This window comes from Saccharopolyspora sp. NPDC050389, from assembly GCF_040655595.1.
Classification (GTDB): Bacteria; Actinomycetota; Actinomycetes; order Mycobacteriales; family Pseudonocardiaceae; genus Saccharopolyspora.
Window position 1 is genome coordinate 39,668 of the sequence record NZ_JBFAKG010000037.1, and the last position, 20,254, is coordinate 59,921.

21 protein-coding genes are annotated in these 20,254 nt (G+C 71.0%); 10 read left to right on the forward strand and 11 right to left on the reverse strand.

Features of this window, described 5'->3' with window-relative positions; all coding sequences use genetic code 11:
- Nucleotides 1-8: 8 nt before the first annotated feature.
- The 5 genes from AB0I53_RS24020 to AB0I53_RS24040 all read left to right on the forward strand — a co-directional run bounded on the left by AB0I53_RS24020 (nucleotide 9) and on the right by AB0I53_RS24040 (nucleotide 5,190).
- On the forward strand, nucleotides 9-1,595 hold the full coding sequence (locus AB0I53_RS24020) for a long-chain-fatty-acid--CoA ligase (RefSeq protein ID WP_358606936.1): 1,587 nt from the start codon (nucleotides 9-11) through the stop codon (nucleotides 1,593-1,595).
- A gap of 21 nt (nucleotides 1,596-1,616) precedes the next feature.
- Nucleotides 1,617-2,393 carry an SDR family oxidoreductase gene (locus AB0I53_RS24025; protein WP_358606939.1) on the forward strand — a complete coding sequence of 259 codons (777 nt, stop codon included), beginning with the start codon at nucleotides 1,617-1,619 and terminating at the stop codon, nucleotides 2,391-2,393.
- A gap of 308 nt (nucleotides 2,394-2,701) precedes the next feature.
- Nucleotides 2,702-3,682, forward strand: a complete 981-nt coding sequence (locus AB0I53_RS24030) for a nitronate monooxygenase (RefSeq protein ID WP_358607088.1) — start codon at nucleotides 2,702-2,704, stop codon at nucleotides 3,680-3,682.
- A gap of 48 nt (nucleotides 3,683-3,730) precedes the next feature.
- Complete coding sequence (locus tag AB0I53_RS24035) at nucleotides 3,731-4,273, forward strand: PadR family transcriptional regulator (RefSeq protein ID WP_358606942.1); 543 nt, start codon at nucleotides 3,731-3,733, stop codon at nucleotides 4,271-4,273.
- A 50-nt stretch (nucleotides 4,274-4,323) separates the two neighbouring features.
- Nucleotides 4,324-5,190 carry an alpha/beta hydrolase gene (locus tag AB0I53_RS24040; protein ID WP_358606945.1) on the forward strand — a complete coding sequence of 289 codons (867 nt, stop codon included), beginning with the start codon at nucleotides 4,324-4,326 and terminating at the stop codon, nucleotides 5,188-5,190.
- 53 nt (nucleotides 5,191-5,243) lie between these two features.
- On the opposite strand, the gene AB0I53_RS24045 is transcribed toward AB0I53_RS24040, so the two are convergent.
- The 4 genes from AB0I53_RS24045 to AB0I53_RS24060 form a co-directional block, all read right to left on the reverse strand.
- On the reverse strand, nucleotides 5,244-6,038 hold the full coding sequence (locus AB0I53_RS24045) for an endonuclease (protein WP_358606948.1): 795 nt from the start codon (nucleotides 6,036-6,038) through the stop codon (nucleotides 5,244-5,246).
- A gap of 231 nt (nucleotides 6,039-6,269) precedes the next feature.
- Nucleotides 6,270-7,394: an MFS transporter gene (locus AB0I53_RS24050; RefSeq protein WP_358606951.1), complete on the reverse strand. Its 1,125-nt coding sequence runs from the start codon at nucleotides 7,392-7,394 to the stop codon at nucleotides 6,270-6,272.
- Nucleotides 7,395-7,511: 117 nt separating this feature from the next.
- Nucleotides 7,512-8,552: an LLM class flavin-dependent oxidoreductase gene (locus AB0I53_RS24055; protein ID WP_358606954.1), complete on the reverse strand. Its 1,041-nt coding sequence runs from the start codon at nucleotides 8,550-8,552 to the stop codon at nucleotides 7,512-7,514.
- A gap of 98 nt (nucleotides 8,553-8,650) precedes the next feature.
- Entirely contained in the window at nucleotides 8,651-8,872 is a 222-nt protein-coding gene (locus AB0I53_RS24060; protein ID WP_358606957.1) for a putative leader peptide, read from the reverse strand.
- Nucleotides 8,873-9,102: 230 nt separating this feature from the next.
- On the opposite strand from AB0I53_RS24060, the gene AB0I53_RS24065 reads away from it, so the two are divergent.
- The gene (locus tag AB0I53_RS24065) at nucleotides 9,103-9,624 is read left to right on the forward strand and encodes a lytic polysaccharide monooxygenase auxiliary activity family 9 protein (RefSeq protein WP_358606960.1); all 522 of its coding nucleotides are present in this window, start codon (nucleotides 9,103-9,105) and stop codon (nucleotides 9,622-9,624) included.
- 70 nt (nucleotides 9,625-9,694) lie between these two features.
- Here AB0I53_RS24065 and AB0I53_RS24070 read toward each other — a convergent pair whose 3' ends face one another.
- From AB0I53_RS24070 to AB0I53_RS24085, 4 genes are read right to left on the reverse strand one after another with little or no spacing between them, the layout of a single operon-like run.
- Nucleotides 9,695-10,375, reverse strand: a complete 681-nt coding sequence (locus AB0I53_RS24070) for a DUF2071 domain-containing protein (RefSeq protein ID WP_358606963.1) — start codon at nucleotides 10,373-10,375, stop codon at nucleotides 9,695-9,697.
- Nucleotides 10,376-10,378: 3 nt separating this feature from the next.
- A complete protein-coding gene (locus AB0I53_RS24075) occupies nucleotides 10,379-11,416 on the reverse strand; it encodes a 3-oxoacyl-[acyl-carrier-protein] synthase III C-terminal domain-containing protein (protein ID WP_358607091.1) in 1,038 nt (345 codons plus the stop codon).
- Nucleotides 11,413-12,606, reverse strand: a complete 1,194-nt coding sequence (locus AB0I53_RS24080; RefSeq protein ID WP_358606966.1) for an acyl-CoA dehydrogenase family protein — start codon at nucleotides 12,604-12,606, stop codon at nucleotides 11,413-11,415. Before AB0I53_RS24080 ends, AB0I53_RS24075 begins: the two co-directional genes overlap by 4 nt.
- Before the next feature lie 6 nt (nucleotides 12,607-12,612).
- Nucleotides 12,613-13,329 (reverse strand): methyltransferase domain-containing protein, encoded by a 717-nt coding sequence (locus tag AB0I53_RS24085; RefSeq protein ID WP_358606969.1) that lies wholly within the window; start codon nucleotides 13,327-13,329, stop codon nucleotides 12,613-12,615.
- Nucleotides 13,330-13,356: 27 nt separating this feature from the next.
- On the opposite strand from AB0I53_RS24085, the gene AB0I53_RS24090 reads away from it, so the two are divergent.
- Nucleotides 13,357-14,160 (forward strand): UbiA family prenyltransferase, encoded by an 804-nt coding sequence (locus AB0I53_RS24090; protein ID WP_358606972.1) that lies wholly within the window; start codon nucleotides 13,357-13,359, stop codon nucleotides 14,158-14,160.
- Nucleotides 14,161-14,176: 16 nt separating this feature from the next.
- Here AB0I53_RS24090 and AB0I53_RS24095 read toward each other — a convergent pair whose 3' ends face one another.
- Entirely contained in the window at nucleotides 14,177-14,800 is a 624-nt protein-coding gene (locus AB0I53_RS24095; protein ID WP_358606975.1) for a class F sortase, read from the reverse strand.
- Between the two features lie 10 nt (nucleotides 14,801-14,810).
- Complete coding sequence (locus AB0I53_RS24100; RefSeq protein ID WP_358606978.1) at nucleotides 14,811-15,215, reverse strand: hypothetical protein; 405 nt, start codon at nucleotides 15,213-15,215, stop codon at nucleotides 14,811-14,813.
- Between the two features lie 205 nt (nucleotides 15,216-15,420).
- Here AB0I53_RS24100 and AB0I53_RS24105 point away from each other — a divergent pair, with 205 nt between their 5' ends.
- The 3 genes from AB0I53_RS24105 (at nucleotide 15,421) to AB0I53_RS24115 (ending at nucleotide 18,725) form a co-directional block, all read left to right on the forward strand.
- Nucleotides 15,421-16,128, forward strand: coding sequence for a response regulator transcription factor (locus tag AB0I53_RS24105; protein WP_358606981.1), 708 nt, complete (start codon nucleotides 15,421-15,423; stop codon nucleotides 16,126-16,128).
- On the forward strand, nucleotides 16,112-17,938 hold the full coding sequence (locus AB0I53_RS24110) for an ATP-binding protein (protein ID WP_358606984.1): 1,827 nt from the start codon (nucleotides 16,112-16,114) through the stop codon (nucleotides 17,936-17,938). The genes AB0I53_RS24105 and AB0I53_RS24110 overlap by 17 nt, the downstream gene beginning before the upstream one ends.
- Before the next feature lie 166 nt (nucleotides 17,939-18,104).
- Nucleotides 18,105-18,725, forward strand: a complete 621-nt coding sequence (locus AB0I53_RS24115) for a dioxygenase (protein ID WP_358606987.1) — start codon at nucleotides 18,105-18,107, stop codon at nucleotides 18,723-18,725.
- Nucleotides 18,726-18,981: 256 nt separating this feature from the next.
- On the opposite strand, the gene ilvA is transcribed toward AB0I53_RS24115, so the two are convergent.
- The gene (ilvA, locus tag AB0I53_RS24120) at nucleotides 18,982-20,235 is read right to left on the reverse strand and encodes a threonine ammonia-lyase IlvA (RefSeq protein WP_358606989.1); all 1,254 of its coding nucleotides are present in this window, start codon (nucleotides 20,233-20,235) and stop codon (nucleotides 18,982-18,984) included.
- Nucleotides 20,236-20,254 lie beyond the last annotated feature (19 nt).

A 20,254-nucleotide genomic window follows, 5' to 3' on the forward strand; every position in this document is an offset into this window, starting at 1 on the left:
AGGTAACGATGTCCGCTGCTGCGCAATCCGTGACCGGCCGAGGCATGACCGCAGGCGACCAGCTGGCCCGGCATGCCCGCAAGATCCCCGACGAGATCGCACTGCGCTTCCAGGACGTCAGCCGCAGCTACCGGGAGTTCGACGAGCGGGTCACCCGGCTGGCGAACGCGCTGCGGGACCGCGGCATCGAACCCGGCGACCGGATCGCGGTGGCCGGGCTCAACGGGCTGGAGATCGTCGAGTCCTACCTCGCCTGCGCGCGGCTCGGCGCGATCTGCGTGCCGATCAACTTCCGGCTGGTCGCCGACGAGGTCGCCTACGCGCTCGCCGACAGCGGAGCCGCCGCCGTGATCGTCGACTCGTTCCTGGCCGAAACCATGGCCAAGGCCAGGGAAAAGGCATCCGACGTGCGCGTCTGCCTGGCAATCGGCGGCGGCGCGGGACAGGACACCGAGGACTACGACGCGGCGCTCGCGGCGGCGTCCGATGAGTACACCGAGACCCCCGTCGACGAGCAGTCGCCGGCGTTCATCATGTACACCTCCGGGACCACCGGCCGCCCCAAGGGCGCCGTGCTCAGCCACCACAACCTGCTGATGCACAGCTTCAGCTCGCTGGTGCACAACGGCGTCACCGCGGACAACCGCGTCTGGCTGGTGGGCGTGCCGCTGTTCCACATCGCCGGGGTGTCCGGGATGCTGCCGTACCTGCTGCTCGGCGGGCGGATCGTGATCAGCGCGTCGGGCCGGTTCGACCCGGCCGAAACGGTGCGGATGCTGGCACGGGAGCGGATCACGTCGTGCTTCTTCGTGCCCGCGCAGTGGCAGGCGATCTGCGACCTGCCGGACATCGCCGACCACGACCTCTCGGCGCTGCGGCGGATCAGCTGGGGCGCCGCGCCAGCGTCGACGACGCTGCTGCGCAAGATGATCGACACGTTCCCACAGGCCGAGATCACCACATCGTTCGGGCAGACCGAGTGCAGCCCGGTGACCACGATGCTGCGCGGCGAGGACGCCCTGCGCAAGATCGGCTCCGTCGGCACCCCGATGCTCAACGTCGAGGCCCGGGTGGTCGACGACGAGATGAACGACGTGCCGCGCGGCGAGGTCGGCGAGATCGTCTACCGCGGCCCGACCGTGATGCGGGAGTACTGGGGCAAACCGGCGGAGACCGCCGAGGCGTTCCACGGCGGCTGGTTCCACTCCGGCGACCTGGTGCGCCAGGACGACGAGGGCTACCTCTACGTGGTCGACCGGAAGAAGGACATGATCATCTCCGGCGGCGAGAACATCTACTGCGCCGAGGTCGAGGACGTGCTCGCCGCGCACCCCAAGGTCGCCGAGACCGCGCTGATCGGGGTGCCGGACGAGAGGTGGGGCGAGACGCCGCTGGCGGTCGTCGCGCCGCGCGACCCGGCCGATCCGCCGACGTTCGCCGACATCGAGGACTGGTGCAAGCAGCGGCTCGCCGGCTACAAGCGCCCGCGCCGGCTGGCGGTCGTCGCCGAACTGCCGCGCAACCCCAGCGGGAAGGTCCTCAAGACCCAGCTGCGCCGCGAACACTCGGCCGGCGAATCCCCCGTCGAGAACTGATCCCGTCTAGGAGGCACGCACATGGGCGACACCGCCAACCCCTTCGATCTCACCGGGCACGTTTCCGTGGTCACCGGCGGCAATTCGGGCATCGGCCTGGCGATGGCCGACGCGCTGGCGGCCGCCGGCGCGGGCGTCTGCATCTGGGGCACCAACGCCGAGCGCAACGAGACGGCGGCCCGGGAGCTGGAGAAGCACGGCGGCGAGGTGCTCGCGCTGCGCTGCGACGTCGGCGACGAGGAGCAGGTCGAGGCGGCGATGTCGCGCACCGTCGAGGAGTTCGGGCGGCTGGACTCGTGCTTCGCCAACGCCGGTGTCGGCGGCGGCAAGACCCGCTTCGTGGACACCGAGCTCAGCGATTTCCACCGCGTGACGCGGGTGAACGTCGACGGCGCGTTCCTCACGCTGCGCGCGGCGGCGCGCCGGCTGCTGGCGCAGGACGAGGGCGGCAGCCTGGTCGGCACGTCAAGCCTGGCGGCCAGGCAGGGGCAGCCGCGCGGCCAGGCCTACGCCGCGTCGAAGGGCGCGTTGATCTCGATGATCAAGTCGATCGCGATCGAGCTGGCCCGGCACGGGATCCGGGCCAACGCAGTGCTGCCGGGCTGGGTGAGCACGCCGCTGGCCGACCCGGCGCTGCAATCCGAGGGGTTCCAGCGCAAGGTGCTGCCCCGGATGCCGGTGGGCCGCTGGGGCGCGCCCTCGGACTTCAGCGCGCTGGCGGTCTACCTGGCGAGCCCGGCGAGCGCCTTCCACACCGCCGACACCATCACGGTCGACGGCGGCTACATCTCCTTCTAAGAGTTTTCCACGCTCGTTTTGAGTAGCGGTGCGGGTAGCGGAATCTCAGGCGCCTTCTCGCTGTGGGATCCCCGACTCATGAATGCCAATTCACCACGTCGGGGCTGTCCTCGCGAGAAGACCCCTGAGAACCCGCAGCGGTGCGAGTTGCTCAGGTGGGCTAAGCGGCTGCGCCGCTTCAAAGACAAGACAAAGACCTGGCCGACTATGCAACTCGTTGCATTGCATCTTGTTGCATAGTAGCTTGACCGGCACGGGCGCCTCGGCGCCCGTGTCGGCAGCGCAGCGGGAGGCGAGCAATGAGCAACGTGCTTCGAACCAGGTTCACCGAGGAATTCGGCATCGAACACCCCATCGTGCAAGGCGGCATGCAGTGGGTCGGCCGGGCCGAACTCGTCGCGGCGGTCGCCGAATCCGGCGCGCTGGGCATGATCACCGCGCTCACCCAGCCGACGCCGGAGGACCTGGTCAAGGAGATCGCGCGCTGCCGCGAGATGACCGACAAGCCCTTCGGCGTCAACCTGACCATCCTGCCCACCATCACGCCGCCCCCGTACGCGGAGTACCGGCAGGCGATCATCGAATCCGGCATCACGATCGTCGAGACCGCCGGATCCAACCCGGCCGACCAGGTCGCCGCGTTCAAGCCCGCCGGGGTGCGGGTGCTGCACAAGTGCACCAGCGTCCGGCACGCGCTCAAGGCGCAACAGCTCGGCGTGGACGCGGTCAGCATCGACGGCTTCGAATGCGCCGGTCACCCCGGCGAGGACGACATCCCCGGCCTGGTGCTGATCCCGCGCGCCGCCGACGAGCTCAGCATCCCGATCATCGCCTCCGGCGGTTTCGCCGACGCCCGCGGCCTGGTGGCGGCGCTGGCGCTCGGCGCGGACGGCATCAACATGGGCACCCGGTTCATGTGCACGGCCGAATCGCCGATCCACGACGCGGTCAAGAAGCGCATCGCCGAGGCCAGCGAGCTGGAGACCGAGCTGATCTTCCGGCCGCTGCGCAACACCGCGCGAGTCGCCAGCAACACCGTCAGCCGCGCCGTGGTGGCGAAGCTGGCCGACGGCGCGGCCTTCGAGGACGTCCGCGACCTCGTCGCCGGTGCCCGCGGCCGCCAGGTCTACGAGCAGGGCGACCCGGAGCTCGGCATCTGGAGCGCCGGCATGGTCCAGGGGCTGATCAACGACGTTCCCGCGGTCGGCGAGCTGGTGGAGCGCATCGTGCGCGAGGCCGCTGAGCTGATCCGGGCGCGGTTGGGCGGGCTGATCGGCGCGACGAGCTGAGCCGACTATCGTCGGCGTGGCGTTGGTGGCTGAGCTGAGGAGCGGTCGGTGTCGTTGGAGTACGCCATCCTGGTTTCCCTGCAGGAACGCGCGGGATCCGGGTACGAGCTGGCGCGCCGGTTCGACAAGTCCATCGGTTTCTTCTGGTCGGCCAGCCACCAGCAGATCTACCGGAGCCTGAAGCGGATGGTCGAGCTGGGCTGGGTGTCCTGCGACGAGGTCGCGCAGGACAAGCGCCCGGACAAGAAGGTCTACCGGGTCGGCGAGGCCGGCGCCGCCGAGCTGGCTCGCTGGCTCGCCGAACCGGTGGACCAGCCGACCGTCCGCAACGAGCTGTCGGTGAAGATCCGCGGCGCGTCCTTCGGCGACATCGAGCGGGTCGTCGAGGAAATCGCCCGCCACCGCCGTGGGCACGACGAGCGACTGGCCGTCTACTGCGCGATCGAGGAGCGAGATTTCCCCGCGCCGCAACGACTTTCCGGGCAGCAGCTGCACCAGTACCTGGTGCTGCGGGGCGGCATCCGCACCGAGGAGTCGATGCTGGCCTGGTGCGACGAGGTCCTGGCCGCGATGCGCGCCGATCAGGGCTGAGGAGGCGCTAGTCTCTCGATCATCGAGATTCTCGACGAGCGAGGTGCACGATGGCCTTCCGGACCTCCCGCGGCGCCGATGATTTCTTCGCCGCCTACGACGCGGTGCTGGCGAAATGGCCGGGCCCGGTCGACGCGCTCGAAGTCCCGACGGCTTACGGCACCACCCGCGTGCACGCCTGCGGCGCACCGGATGGCACGCCGTTGGTGCTCCTGCACGGCGGCGGCGCCACCTCGACGGTCTGGTTCGCCAACGTCCGCGACCTCGGCGAGCGGCACCGGATCTACGCCATCGACCTCATCGGCGAGGCGGGGCGCAGCGTCGCCGACGGCGAGGCCGTCACCGGCGTCGGCGACCAGATGGCGTGGCTGGATGCGGTGCTCGACCAGCTCGGCGTCGAAACGGCGGACCTGTGCGGGCATTCCTACGGAGCGTGGATCGCCCTGCACTACGCCATCCATTCGCCCCGGGTGCGCAGCCTCGCGCTGCTCGACCCCACGGCGTGCTTCACCCGCTGGAATCCGCGCTACCTGCTGCGCGCCCTGCCGATGTTGCTGCGTCCCACGCCGCGGCGAACACGGGACTTCCTGCGCTGGGAAACCGGCGGCAGCGGTATCGATCCGGCCTGCCTCGAACTGCAGGCCCGCGGCGCGGATTTCCGGGCGGCGAAGCCGATCACCAGCCCGAATCCCGATCCGGCGCGCCTGACCGTGCCGACCCTCGTGCTGGCGGCGGAGAACAGCAAGGCGCACGACCCGCATCGCCTGATCGCGCAGGCCGAACGCGTGGTGCCCGATGTCCGCACGGCGGTGCTACCCGGCGTCAGTCACCACGCGCTCCCGACCGGAAAAGCCGCCCGCCTGAACGAAATCCTCGCCGGCTTCCTGTCCGAAGCGGCCGCCCCCGGAACGGAGTGAGGGGCGCCCTCCGCCGAGCGAGTCGACGGAGGGCGCCCCTCAGCTGGGGATCGTCACCAGATCTCGGCGACCCACTCGGGGTGGTCGATGAACGGGTTCCGGTTGTGCTGGAACTGGTCGAAGATCAGCTGGTTGCGGCGCTGCTCGCCGGCGTCCGGCGGATCCTGCTGGTTCCACTCCTTCAGCACCGACACGCGGCCGATGAACGGCGCGCTGCCGTTGTCGACGTTGTCGTTGACCTCAAGGTCGGCGAAGCCGTCGCCACCGTCGTAGCGCACCGACATGTAGAAGATCATCCGGGCGACGTCGCCCTTGACCTCGTCGCGCGGCTCCCACGAATCGCCGTCGGTGAAGTTGCCGGGCGCTTCCACGGACTCGGTGCCGCCCATGTCGAAGTCCTTGTTGCCGCGATCCGAGTTCACGGTGACGTCGGTCGGGCGCAGGTGGTGCACGTCGGTGCCGGGGCCCGGCGAGGTGCCGAAGTCGCCGTGGGACTTCGCCCAGACGTGCTCCCGGTTCCAGTCGTCGGCGTCGCCGCCGTTGGTGTCCTTGCCCTGCGAACGGCCGGTGTAGAGCAGGATCACGTTGGCGTTGTTGTTCGGGTCCTCGTCGGTGACCTTCAGCGCGTCCCAGACCTGGTCGTAGGACAAGGTGGCGGTGCCGCTGCTGATGATCCCGTGCAGTGCGGTCTTGAGCTCAGGACCGGTCTTGCCGATCGCGTCCTGGTAGTAGTCCTCGACGGCGGAATCCGCCGTGGCATCGGGGGCCGCCAGCGTGGCGGTCGTGGGCACGACCACCAACGCGGCGCTGAATAACAGGGTTAGCGGTTTCCAACGGGCGATCTTCACGGGCGTTGTCCTCTCGCCTCTTTCGCCGGCCGCGCCGCACAACATCCGCGCCCGTGCCCGGCCGGCAGGGACTGTCGTTCAAGCAGGAGGAAGCCTGCCACACGAACGATCACCATTGGGTGAACCAATTGGCGCGGTCCGGTGTCGGACGGTGATCGGATTCGGTAACGCACGGTGTCCAGATCGGCACGGATCCGGCGCAAACTGGGAAAATGCCGCCACCGGGATCGGTCAACCGGGCGTTTTGCGCGGCCACCAAACGGCAACAACGGGAATTGTCAGTACCAGCAGCGCGGCCGGGAGCAGGAAGCCCAGCGCCGCGTCGTGCCGGTAGAGGCCGGTGAACGCCGCCGGAGCGGCCGACATCCCGAGGAACCGCAGCGCGGTCACCACGGAGATGATCCCGCCGCGCCCGCCGGCCCCGCCGGTGAGCACCGTGGCGTGGATGCCGACCAGGATCAGCTGCCCGCAAACGCCGCCGACCGCCCAGGCGACCGCGACCGCGGGCAGCCAGGAGACCAGACCGACGGCCCCGACCGCCAGGGCGGCGAACAGCAGCCCGACGCACACGATGGCGCGCTGGCCGAACCGGTCCACCGCCCCGCCGGTCAACCGGGCGCCGACCGCGCCCGCCACGCCGTAGGCGGTGAGCACCAGCCCGCGCGCACCCGGGCTCAACGCGAAAGCGTCGTCCAGCCGGAACGAGACCAGGAACGGCAGCCCCGCCAGGCAGGCCCAGGCGACGAAGGCGACGCCGCCGGTCAGCAGCACGGATTTCCGCCAGGCGTCCCGCAGCGCGGCGGGACGCTGCGCCGCGCCGTCCCGCGAGTCGGCCGGCAGCGGGCTGATCGCCAGCGCCGCGGCGATCGCGGCGAGGCCGACGAAGGCCCACTGCCAGGCGCCTTCCGCCGCGAGCCCGCCGACCAGCGGCGCCGACGTCTGCCCGATCGCCTGCATCGCGCCGTAGGTGCCCAAGGCCCGCCCGAGGCGCTCCTTCGGCGTGACGGCGGCGAGTTTGGCCAGCAGCAGCGGCGTGGTGAACGCGTTCGCGATGCCCTGCAACGCGCGGCTGGTCTGGAAGAGCCAGAACCACGGCGCGACCGCGGCCAGCAACGCCACGGCCGCGTAGCCGGCATAGGCGACGCGGATGCTGCGGCTCATGCCCCACCGCTCGCCGAGGCTGCCGGAGACCAGCATGACGATCGCGAACGGCAGCAGGTAAACCGTCAGCGACGTCGCCGCGATGCCCTGCGAAACGCCGAATCCGTGGCTGAGCTCCGGCAGCATGGCGGAGACCACGCCGCCACCGAACGGTCCTAGCAACCCGCCGATGTAGAGCGCGACACGAGCGTTCACCACACCGCCCTTCGCCGCACGAAAACTCCCGGCAGTCGAACACAGCACCGGCGCGGAAGTCGAGCTCCGGAGCCGCCGAGTTCGTTGTGCTCTCCGCCACGAGCCGCGGCTCGCGGGTCAAAGGGATCGCAGGTGCGGTGCCACCTCCGCGGCGAACAGGTCGAGGGAGTCGGCGACGAGCTCGTAGGGCATGCCGCCGATCTGCGGGCCGAAGATCATCAGGTCGTGGCCGAACCGCTCCCGGTAGGTGCCGACCTTGTCCACGATCTCCTGGGGGCTACCGGCGAACAGCCCGCCGCCGGCGATGTTGCTCTCCAGCGTCTGCCCGGCCGGCTCGTCGCCGACCCCGCCGCGATCCCGGGTGGGGTCGCGGTCGGTCCACTGAGCCTCGTAGTACGGGCGCAGGGTTTCCCTTGCCTGCTGGGAGGTTTTGCCCACGAACAGCAGCCCGCCGGAGCCCACCCTGGCCCGCGCCGGGTCGTGGCCGTAGGCGGCCCAGCGCTCCCGGTAGTGGTCGACCAGCTTCCCGTAGTTCTCCATCGGCTGGATCGCGTTGGCCACGAAGATCGGGTCGCCGTAGCGGGCGGCGAGATCCGGCGAGGCCTGGCTGGTGGCGACGCCGTGCCAGACCGGCGGCGGGGTCTGCAGCGGTCTCGGCAGGCTGGTGACGCCCTCAATCGGGCTGCGGAACCGCCCGGTGAACGTGACGTCCTCCTCGCGCCAAAGCCGGTGCAGCAGCTCGTAGTGCTCGGCCTGGAGGTCCCACTGGTGCGCGCGGTCGTAGCCGAACATGGTGTAGGGATCGGCGGAATTACCCTTGCCCACGATCAGTTCGAGGCGGCCGTGCGACAGGTGGTCGAGCGTCGCGTAGTCCTCGGCCACCCGCAGCGGATCGAGGGTGCTCAGCAGCGTGACCGTGGTGATCAGCCGGATCCGGCTGGTCCGGGCCGCGATCGCGGCGAGCACCACCGGCGGCGCCGTGGCCACCGTCCGGCCCGCGTGATGTTCGCCGAAGCCGAAGTAGTCCAGGCCCAGCTGCTCGGCGAACTCGGCCAGGCGCACGACGTCGTCGAAGTGTTCGGTGGCCGACCGCGTTTCGCCGGTCAGCGGGTCCGGCTCCGTGCTGCCCAGACTCAGGATGCCCAACTGCACGTCCACGCACCTCCAGGTGGGTCACCGACGGCAACCCGGGAAAAGATCCGGAATTGGAATGTCCTATTCGGACTGGAAAGCTCGATGCGCCGCGTTGCGCGGCATCACCGGCGACACGCCTGGCTCGCCACGCGACGCAGGTCGACGTGCCGGCGGCGGGTGAACGTGATCATCACCGGGCAATCGTCGAGCGGCCCGACACCGGATGTCAACGACGGCACCGATCGTCCCACCACGCGGACCGGCACCCGAAAACGCGGCGAGAACCCGACACAACAGGGCGTATTAGTCCTATTTGGACACACGTGATCCCGGGTCCGTTTCATGAACGATAGGTGAAAACTGGCAAACGTCCTGGGAAAAAAGCGGACCGGGCAAATCTTGACCGCCGCAATGTCCGAAACTTATGGTCCAGACCATCGGCTCAACGCGGGGTCCGACCCGCCGGGGCCGGTGGTCGTCGGAGTCCCCTCTCCCTTCCTCGGCCAAGTTCCACCCAGCACCGCCGGTCCGGCACCACCCATCTGACCTGGCGGTTTCCCCCGAAGGAGCTGAGATGAACAAGAAGCCGAAACTCGCCGCAGCCATCGTCGGCGCGGCGCTCGCCCCCGCCCTGGTCGCGATCCCGACCAGCACCGCCAGCGCCCACGGCTACGTCAACTCGCCGCCGAGCCGGCAGGCCCAGTGCGCCCAGGGAACCGTCCCGTGCGGCGCCATCAAGTACGAGCCGCAGAGCGTCGAGGGGCCGAAGGGCCTGCAGAGCTGCAGCGGTGGCAACGAGGGCTTCGCGGAGCTCGACGACGACGGCAAGGGCTGGACCGCGACGCCGGTCGGCAACTCCGTGACCTTCAACTGGACGCTCACCGCCGCGCACCGCACCTCGACCTGGGAGTACTTCATCGGCGGCAACCGCGTCGCCGTGTTCGACCAGGGCGGCCAGCAGCCGCCGTCGCAGCTGTCGCACACCGTCGACCTCGGCGGCGTCAGCGGCAAGCAGAAGGTGCTGGCGGTCTGGAACGTCGCCGACACGGCGAACGCCTTCTACGCCTGCATCGACCTCAACGTCGGCGGCAATTGATCGACTGAGCGGCTTTTCCCCTGAACCGGCGGGCCCGCGCTCCACTCGGAGCCGGGCCCGCCGTGTCGCGTCACAACGGCGCGGGCAGGCCGAACCGGGCGTCCACTCTGGACGCGAACCGGACGACGGGCCGGCTCGGCGGGGCCAGCCCGAACTCGGCGAGCAGCCCGGTGTCCGTGAAGTCCAGCAGTTCCGCGGAATCCAGGGCCCAGGGCTCGTGCGCCACCGGGATCTCGATGGGCCAGCGGTGCCAGGTCGAGAACATCCGCCAGCGCTCGGTGAGGAACCGGTCCGCGCCGGTCGGCGCGATCCGGCCGCCACGCCGGACGCGCAGCTCCAGGCCGACGCCGGATCGTTCGACTCGGTAGGCGGTTTCGGTCGCCGTCTTCGAGCATTCGACCGTCGCCGACCGGTACGGCAGGCGGCCGACCGCTCTGGCCACGCGGACGAAAGCCGGATGCGACGCCTCCAGGGAGAAGAACACGAGCCCGCGGCGGCCGCGCTCGTCGACGGCGAAGGTCCGCACGTTGAGCTCGGTGAACCGGGTCCGGAACGGGCTGCGCACCGACATCACCAGGCCGACCACGCCGACCCAGGCGGTGCCGTCGAACAGGTCGGGCCTGGTGCGCGGCGGCAGCAGCGCCGCGATGTCGCCTGCCGCGCAAGGCCAATGCACGAACACGACGTCGCTCCAGCCCTGCTTGCTGAACGACAGGCGCACGCGGTGCGGCGCAAGCGGTTCGGGTTCCATGGTCTACATGATGGCTTTCAGCAGCGCGGCGTAAAGCGTCAGCCCGGGGCCGAAGGCCAGCGCCACGACGTGGTTTCCGGAGCGGAGCCCGCCGGCCAGGAGCTCCTCCAGGACCAGCAGCAGCGTCGCGGACGAGCAGTTGCCGTGTTCGGCGAGAACCTCGCGCGACGGTTGCAGCGCGGCGGGCGGCAGGTCGAGGGTGTCCGCCACGGTGTCGAGGATGCGCGGGCCGCCCGGGTGCACCGCCCAGCCTCGGATGTCGGCCCGCCGCAAGCCGTTGCGGCCGAGCAGGTCGTCGAGCACCGCGCCGAGGTGCCGGGCCAGCACGGCCGGCACCTGCGGTGAAAGCCCCATCCGGAAGCCGAGATCGGTGATGTCCCAGGTCATGTGCGCGCTCGCGGTGGCGTCGGTGAAGGAGGCGATGTCGACGACCGCGAGGCCCGCCGCCGCCGGATGCAGGACCGCCGCCACCGCCGCGTCGCCGAAGAGCGCGTGGGAGACGACCTGCTGCGGATCGTCGGTCGGCGGCTGGATGTGCAGGGAGGTCAGCTCCAGGCACAGCAGCACCGCCGCCCGGCCGTGCGCCGCGACGAAATCCGCTACGCAGCCCAGCGCGGGCAGGGCCGCGTAGCAACCCATGTGCCCGACGAACAGCCGCCGCAGGTCGGGGCGCAGCCCGAGGGAATCGGCGAGCTTGATGTCCAGGCCAGGTGTGCCGTAGCCGGTGCAGGTGGCGACGGTGAGCAGACCGACCTCGTCGACACCGATGCCGGCGTCGGCCAGCGCGGCGGCGACCGCCTGGTGCCCCAGCCGCGGGGCCTCGTCGTCGAAGCGGCGCATCCGGGCCGCGGTGGACCAGCCGGAGAGGTCCTCCTTGATCGGATTGGCCACGGTGTGCCTGCGCCGCACCCCGGAGCCGGCGAACACCCGCCGGGCGAGGCGGCTGCCGCGGAAGTGTTCCTGGAAGAAGCCGTCCCACAGCGATTGCTGCTCGGCGGTGTCCGGCAGCGCCGATCCGAGTCCGGCGATCAACGGCGTCACCAACGGGGCGACTCGGTCTCATCGTCGGGATCGCCGCCGAGCGCGGCCACCCCGAGCCAGTCGGCGCAGACGTCGGAGGTCGCCGGCTGCAGCGCGCCGCAGCGGGCATCGCGGTAGATCCGCTCCAGCGGATGGCCGCGCCGCGTCGCCGACGCCCCGGCCGCTTCCAGCACCGACGAGGCCACCGCGGCGGCGGTGTCGCCTGCGACCAGCTTCGCCCGCCACACCCAGCGGTTCGTCTCCGGCTCCCCCGGCCGCTGCGCCACCCGTCGAGCCGCCTCCCGCACCACGGCGTCGGCCGCGGCAACCGCCGCATCCGCCCGCCCCATCCGGGAACGCACGGACGGCAGGGTGTGCAGCCCGCGTTCGCGCAGGTGCGCGCCGCCTTCGCGCAGCGCCGACCGCGCCACGCCCACGTAGACGGCGGCGTACGACGCGACGAGCCATTGCGGCATCACCTGCGCCACCAGCAGCGTGATGCCCTCGATCCCGCCCAGCAGCGCATCGGCGCCCACCGACACCTCGAAATGCACGTCGTGGCTTCCGGTGGCGCGCATGCCCAGCGAATCCCAGGTCGGCTCCACCCGGATGCCCTCGCCGGCCGGCACCAGGAAGTAGGACACCTTCGGCTCGGCGGCGTCGGCATCCTTGGCGGTGACCAGGTACGCGTCGGCGTGGCCGGCACCGGAGACGAACGCCTTGCTGCCGGTGATCCGGTACCCGCCGTCGCGGTGGCGAAACACCGTGGCAGTGCGCGAAAGCCGCGAGCCCGTGCCGCGTTCGCTCATCGCCACCGAGTAGAGCGCGCCATCGGCGGCCGCGGCGAGCAGCCGATCCCGCGCGGCGAAGCAGCTCTCCGATGCGCCCAGCTGCCGCAGCAGTTCTTCCGGCGTGTGCGCGAGGGCTCCGGTGACGGAGGCGTGCATGTTGAAGATCAGCGCCGTCGAACCGGCGCCACCGGCCAATTCGGTCGCGACCGCGGCGTAATCGGCGAACGAGGCGCCGAACCCACCGAGTTCCACTGGAACCATGAGGCCCAGCAGCCCGCGGCCGCGCAGATCGGCGAAATCCTCGCGGGGAAAGGCACCTTCGGCGTCGTAGTGCCCGGCGCGCGCGGCGATGCGCGGCACCAGGTCGCACGCCGCCTCGTGCGCGGCGGCAGGCGAAGACGGTTCCAAGGACAGCGACAACGGCTTTCACCCCTTCTTCCGGCCGATGCCCTGGAACAGCACGGCGGTCGAGGCGAACGGGAGCATCCGAACGTTTCCCTCGCGGCCGGCGGCCCAGGTCAGCAGGTCGAGCAGCGACGGGCGCACACCGCGCAGCCGCAACGCGACGCCGTGCCGGGCCGCCTCGGCGATCAGCTCGGCGCGGTCGACCAGCAGCGCGGGATCGTGCACGCCGCGCACCGCCACGTGCGGCACGCGTTCGGCGATCCCGATCGCCACCACCCGGCACAGGGTCGTGGCCGCCAGCGTGTCCAGCACCAGCAGGCCTCCGGCCCGCAGCACCCGGCAGGCCTCCGCCACCGCGACAGGCAGATCGGTCACGTGTTCCAGCACCTCCCCGGCCACCACGCAGTCCGCGCACCCGTCCGGCAGCGGAACCGCGAGGACGTCGCCGACGACGGGCTGCACACCGTGCTCGGCGGCCTGCCGCAACGCGGTCCGCGACCGGTCCACGCCGATGTGCCGGTATCCCTTGCCCGCCACGTGCGGGGCAAGCAGGCCCGCGCCGCAGCCGAGATCCGCCAGCACCGCGCCGGTTCGCGCGGCGGTGGGCACCAGTGCGCCGCGCGCGGCGGCAAGCCAGTGCAACATCGCGAAGACGCCACGCGGCTGCCACCACTGGTCGGCGAGAACCTCGTACAGCAAAGGATCGTTGCGCCGCACGGTCCGTCCGGAGCGTGCCATGCGCTCCAGGCTGGCACACTCGGCCGGGTGCGGCATTTCGCAACGGCGTCCTCGCTGCTCCGGGCCTCGCATCCGGGGCCGGCGCTGGCGGTCACCGCGATCGCCGCCGGGCTCGCGGTCACCATCGGGCGCGACGCGGGCGGTGTGCTCCTGACGGCGGCGGCGGTGCTGGCCGGGCAGCTGTCCGTCGGGTGGCTCAACGACCTGGTGGACGCCGACCGGGATGCCCGGGTCCGGCGGCGCGGCAAGCCGGTGGCGGCCGGGGAGGTCTCGCGGCGATCGGTGCTGATCGCGGTGCTGATGTCGGCGCCCGCGGCCGTGGTGCTGTCGCTGCCGTTCGGCGTCGCCGCGACGGCTGCCCACTTCGTCGCGCTGGTGTCGGCGTGGGCCTACGACCTCGGTTTGAAGGCAGGCCCGCTTTCGGTGCTGCCGTATGCCTTGTCGTTCGGGCTGCTGCCCGCGTTCGTGGCGTTGGGCGGCACCGGGCCGCCGGTCCGGCTCATGCTCGCCGCGGCGCTGCTCGGTTCGGCCGCGCACTTCGTGAACGCGTTGCCGGATCTCGCCGACGACGCTGCCACCGGCGTCCGCGGCCTGCCGCACCGCCTCGGCGCGGCGAAAAGCACTGCGGTGGCGGCCTGCCTGGTCCTGGCCGCGTCGGCGGTGCTGGCGGGCGTTTCCAGCTGGGTGGTGTTGCCGCTGGCGGCGGCCGTGCTCGGTGCCGGTCTCCTGCTGGGCCGCCGCCCCGGCTCCCGCATCGCGTTCCACGCGGTCGTCCTCGTCGCCCTGCTCGACGTCGCAATGCTCCTGAGCACCGGGATCCAGTCGTCGTGACCGAAATAGACTGTCCTTAGTGGACCTCTCCGGTCAGGGCGGCGAAGGCGATGATGTTGTCGCGGTAGCTGCGGGCGGTGTGGTCGAACGAGCCGCCGCAGGTGATCAGCCGCAACTCCGGGCCCGCGGTGTCGCCGTACACCTCGTCGGCGGGGAACCCGGTCTTCGGCGGCTGCGCCATGCGATCGACGACGAACCTGGCGACCTGCCCGTCCTGGCGGCCGATGAGGATCTCGTCGCCGGGCCGCAATTCGCGCAGCCGAGCGAAGATCCCGTCCTTGCCGTCGCCGTTGACGTGCCCGAGGACCACCGCCGGTCCCGTTTCGCCCGGTGTGGGGCCGTACTCGTACCAACCGGCCTGCATCGGCTGATGAACGGACGGGACGGCGATCGTCCGGTCCGGGTTGAGCCCCAACGGGACGAGCGACGACCGCGCGCCGATCCGCGGGATCTCGATCCACGCCGGTTCCGATCGCGGCAACGACGACGATGCCTGCACCGGCGCCGAAGCGGGCGAGGCGAGATCGATGGGCTGGCCGCCCGAGGAACAACCGGAAAGCGCCAGGGCCGCGAGGACCAGGGCGGCCGCGACAGTTCCGCGGCCACCCCGGCTCCCCCGTGCTCGGGGATGCACGCTCATGCGGTGCGCCTCAGTTCGCGCCCGCGCGCCGGCGGCGCAGCACCAGCGCGGCCCCGCCACCCACGACCGCGACGGCCGCGGCGGCGCCACCGAGAACGGCCGGGTCGAAGCCCGACTCCACCGGCCCACCACCGGTTTCCGGCGCGCCCACCGGGCGCTGCCGCACCTGATCGCCGCTGACCTCCGGCACCGGCGCGGCCGGGGTCGACTCCTTCGGCTGCTCCGACCGGGTCGCCTCGGGCACCGGCGCGGCCGGGGTCGACTCCTTCGGCTGCTCCGCCCGGGTCGCTTCCGGGGCCTGCTGCTCGCGCACCGGCGCGGTGCCCGCCTCGTCGGCCCAGCTGATGGGCGCCGCCAGCGGCAGCGCCGCCGCGCCGAGCAGGGCGGCTGCCGCGCACGTACGACCAAGCTTCATCGATCGCGTCCTTCCATTCGACTGTTCGTCCGGAGTGCCGGACGAAACTCAGCATGCGGCGGTCTTTTCAAGATCCCGTCTGATCGATGTGAAGAACCTGTTCGATTCCGCCACCGGTCGCCGAAATGTGAAGATCCCGTTCAGCAGTGGTCAAGGTCCGGTGGCGGATCACCCGGCGCGCGAACGGAAAGCGATAATGCGCGATGTGAGCGCACAGGTACTGGTCGCCGAGGACGATCCGAAGCAGGCCGAGTTGATCCGGCGATATCTGGAGCACGACAACCACCGCGTGGTGGTCGTGCACGACGGTCGCGCGGCGATCGACGAGGCGCGACGACGCGAACCCGACCTGATCGTGCTGGACGTGATGATGCCCAAGGTCGACGGCCTGGACGTGTGCCGGATCCTGCGGACCGAATCGGACGTCCCGATCGTGCTGCTCACCGCGCGGACCACGGAGGAGGACGTGCTGCTCGGGCTGGACCTCGGCGCCGACGACTACGTGACCAAGCCCTACAGCCCGCGCCAGCTCGCCGCCCGCATCCGCGCGATCCTGCGCCGCGTCCGCCGCAGCCAGGACAACGACCAGCAGCCGTTGCGCGTCGGCGATCTGGTGGTGGACCAGCAGCGCCACGAGATCACCCTCGGCGGCGCCCCGCTGGACTGCACTCCCGCGGAGTTCCGGATGCTCGCGGTGCTGGCCGCCGAGCCCGGCCGCGTCTTCACCCGCGGCCAGCTGCTCAGCCAGGCCTTCGGCATGGACAAGTTCATCACCGAGCGCACCATCGACGTGCACGTGATGAACCTGCGCCGCAAGCTCGAACCCGATCCCCGGCGGCCGATCCACCTGCTCACCGTGTACGGCGTCGGCTACAAGCTCCAGGACGGCTCCGCCGATGGCGCGCCGGCATAGCCTGCTCGCCCGGCTGCTGGCGATGTCGGTGGTGGTGGCCGGCTGTTCCATCGGCGCCACCGCGTGGCTGGCCGCGCAGAGCACCAGCGGGGCGATCAACCAGGAACTCGGCGAAACCCTGGCCACCGACGCCAAGATCTACGATTCGCTGCTCGGCTACGCGGCGGCGAATCCGCAGTGGACCGGGGTCCAGCAGGTGGTCACCGACCTGTCCGCGCAGACCGGGCGGCGCATCACCTTGACGACCACGTCGCGGGTGCCGATCGCCGACTCCGGCGGGCCGCACGACGCCCAGTTGCCGAAAACCCCGTCCGCGGTGGTGGATCCGCTCGCGGTCGACCAGGTGCTCAAGCCCGATGCGGCGGCCGCGGGCATCGATCCGCGCGCCGTCGGCCCGTACCGGCTGACCGCCGCGGAGCGCGACGAGCTGGGCAAGGCCGCGCAGCGGCAGCTGGACTGCTTCCGGAGGCTCGGCGACGACGGCGTGATCGTCGAGCGCCCCAACGGCCGCCCGGTCGTCCAGCTCACCCCGGGTGAAAGGGTGCCGAAGTCGTCGACGCCGCCCATGCCGGAGCCGTCCACCACCGCCGAGCCCACCGCCTCACCTGCGCGGTGTTCCTCGCCCCGCGAGGTGACCGAAACCGAGCGCAAGGCCAGCGCCGAACTGCTCTCCCTGGTCAACGCCTGCCTGGCCCGGCAGGGGCTCGATCCGCTGCCCGCCCAGTCGACGGCGGTGACCTCACCGGAGGAACTCCGCACCGATCCGGGCGCCAAGCGCTGCGTGGACTCCGGGCGCCGGGAACAGCTCGGCTCCTACGTCTCCCCCGCCGCGCACCTGTTCATCACCAAGCCCGGCGGGAATCCCGCCGCCACCGATCTGTCCACTGTGGGCACTGCGCGGATCGCGTGGACCGCGCTGGTGGTGCTGGTGCTGACCGTCGGCATGACGGCGCTCGCCGCCAGCCGTCTGGTCCGCCCGATCGACGCGATCACCACCGCGGCCCGGCGGATGGGCGGCGGCGACCGGTCGGCCCGGGTGAGGACGAGCGCGCGCGGCGAGATCGGCGAGCTGGCGGCCGCGTTCAACGCGATGTCGGAGCAGGTCGAGCGCACCGAACAGCAGCGCAAGACGATGGTCAGCGACATCGCGCACGAACTGCGCACGCCGCTGGTGAACGTCCGCGGCTGGCTGGAGGCCTCGCAGGACGGCGTCGCCACCCTGGACCAACCGCTGGTGGCCTCGCTGCTGGAGGAGACCTTGCTCCTGCAGCACCTGATAGACGACCTGCAGGACCTCGCGCTGGCCGATGCCGGGAAGCTCCGCGTGTACCCCGAGCCCGTGCACGTCGGCGCGCTGCTGGAGCAGGTCGCCGCGGCGCACCGGGGTCGGGCCGATGCGGGCGGCGTCGAGCTGGTCGTCACCGTCGAGGACGACCCCGACCTCACCGCCGACCCGACCCGGCTGCGGCAAGCGCTGGGCAACCTGGTGTCGAACGCGTTGCGCTACACGCCATCCGGCGGCCGGGTCACGTTGTGGGCGCGACGCGCGGGCGGCGAGGTGGCCATCGACGTGGCCGACACCGGCGTCGGCATCGACGCGGCCGCCCTGCCGCACGTGTTCGACCGCTTCTGGCGGGCGGAGAAGTCCCGCAACCGGTACGGCGGCGGCAGCGGCCTCGGCCTGGCCATCACCCACCACCTCGTGAACGTGCACGGCGGCCGCATCGCGGTCCGCAGCACCCTCGGCGTCGGCACCACCTTCACCATCCACCTGCCGGCCACGGCGCCCGGGGGCCCGGCGCGCGCCTGACGCGGCCGGGCGCCTCAGCGGCGCTTACCCCGAACGCCGCCTTTTCCCTTGCGCCGTAATGCTTTCTGCCGAGCCCGATTCATGCTTTTCGCGGTCGAAATGCGAAGAACAACCAACTGAAATGGTTTACACCAATAAAGTTCCACTTGAAAACGGAGGTCGGAACATGACCGACGAGGAGAGACGCATCCGCCGCGCGACGTTCCTGAAGGCGGGCCTGGTGACGGCGGCGGCGCTACCCGCGGTGGCCGGAGAGGTGCTGCGGGCGCCGCGCGCGGACGCCGGGCCGCTGACCCCGACGCCGATGTGCGACGACGGCGACGGCCCGACCCACGAGCAGATGGAGGGCCCGTACTTCAAGCCCAACTCGCCCGAGCGCGCCGACCTGCGGGAACCCGGCATGCCCGGCACCCCACTCGTGGTGAGCGGCTTCGTCTACAGCCTCTCGTGCAAGCCGCTGCAGAACGTGCTGCTGGACTTCTGGCAAGCCGACAACGCCGGCGTGTACGACAACACCGGTTACACGCTGCGCGGCCACCAGTTCACCGACGCCGAGGGCCGCTACCGGCTGGACACCATCGTGGCCGGCCTGTACCCGGGCCGCACCAGGCACATCCACGTCAAGGCCCAGGCGCCCAACCAGCCGATCCTCACGACGCAGCTGTACTTCCCCGGCGAGCCCGGCAACAACTGGGACCAGATCTTCGACCCGGCGCTGCTGATGGCGGTCCAGGACGGCCCGGAAGGCAAGATCGCCACCTTCGATTTCGTCCTGAACCTGCCCTGACCCCCATCACCAAGCAAAGCGAGCCGGAAACCGCTCTCATTGACGGCCGTTCAATCGGGCTTTTGCTTTGAAGCGGCGCAGCCGCTTAGCCCACGCAAGCAACTTGCACCGCCGCGGGTTCTCAGACGTCGTCTGGCGAGGACAGCCCCGATGCCGCGTATTGGTCATACACAAATCGGGGATCCCACAGTCCAGGCGGCGTCTGAGGTTCCGCTACCCGCACCGCAAAGCAAGACGAGTCCCGGAAAATTCATTTCTAGACCAGGAATGAGAACAGCGGGGAGCCCGGTGAGACTTGCTCGATCTGCAGCGGGGATTCCTTCATCCGCTTCAGCAGCCCGTCGAGCTCGTCGGCGCGGTCGAGCTCGATGCCGACCAGCGCCGGGCCGGTCTCCCTGTTGTTCTTCTTCACGTACTCGAACGCGACGATGTCCTGGCCGTCGTCGAGCACGTCGTCGAGGAAGTGCCGCAACGCGCCCGGTTCCTGCGAGAACGTGACCAGGAAGTAGTGCCGCAGCCCCTCGTGCACCAGCGAGCGCTCGACGACCTCGCCATAGCGGCTGAGGTCGTTGTTGCCGCCGGAGACCACGCACACCACCGGGCCCCGGGCCGGGCGCTCCAGCGGCATCCGGGCCGCCGCGCTGGCCAGCGCCCCGGCGGGCTCGGCGATGATCCCCTCGGTCTGGTAGAGCTCGATCATCTCGGTGCACACCGCGCCCTCGGGCACCGCCACCAGCTCGTCGACCAGCTCCCGCACCACCCGGAATCCGGTATCACCGACGCGCCCGACCGCGGCACCGTCGACGAAGGTGTCCACCGACGGCAGCGCGACCGGCCCGCCGTGGTCCAGCGCGGCACGCATGCTGGCCGCACCGGCCGGTTCGGCCCCGATCACCCGGACCTCGGGGAAGTGCTCCTTGAGCCACAGCACCACGCCCGCCAGCAGCCCGCCGCCGCCGACCGGCACGATCACGGTGTCGATCGGGCCGTCGTGCTGCTCGGCGATCTCCAGGCCGACCGTGCCCTGACCGGCGATGGTCCGCGGATCGTCGAAGGGATGCACGTAGACCGCGCCGGTGCGCTCGCTGTCCTCCTTGGACGCCGCGCTCGCCTCGTCGAAGGAGCTGCCCGAGATCACCGGCTCGACCCACTCGCCGCCGATCTCGGCGATCCGCCGCCGCTTCTGCCGGGGCGTGTTCGCCGGCAGGTACACCCGGCCCTTGATCTTCAGCTCGCGGCAGGCGAAGGCCACGCCCTGCGCGTGGTTGCCTGCGCTCGCGCACACGATCCCGCGCTCGCGCTCCGCCGGGCTCAGCGAGGAGATCAGGTTGTACGCGCCGCGCACCTTGTAGGAACGGCAGACCTGCAGGTCCTCCCGCTTGAGCCGCACCGGGACGCCAAGTTCGCTGGTCAGGCGGCTGCTCGTTTCCAGCGGGGTGCGGCGGATCACCTGCCGCAGGCGGGTTCCGGCGCGGAAGATCGCTGCGGGACTCAGCTCATCGGACACCAATCGATACTAAGTGCGCTGG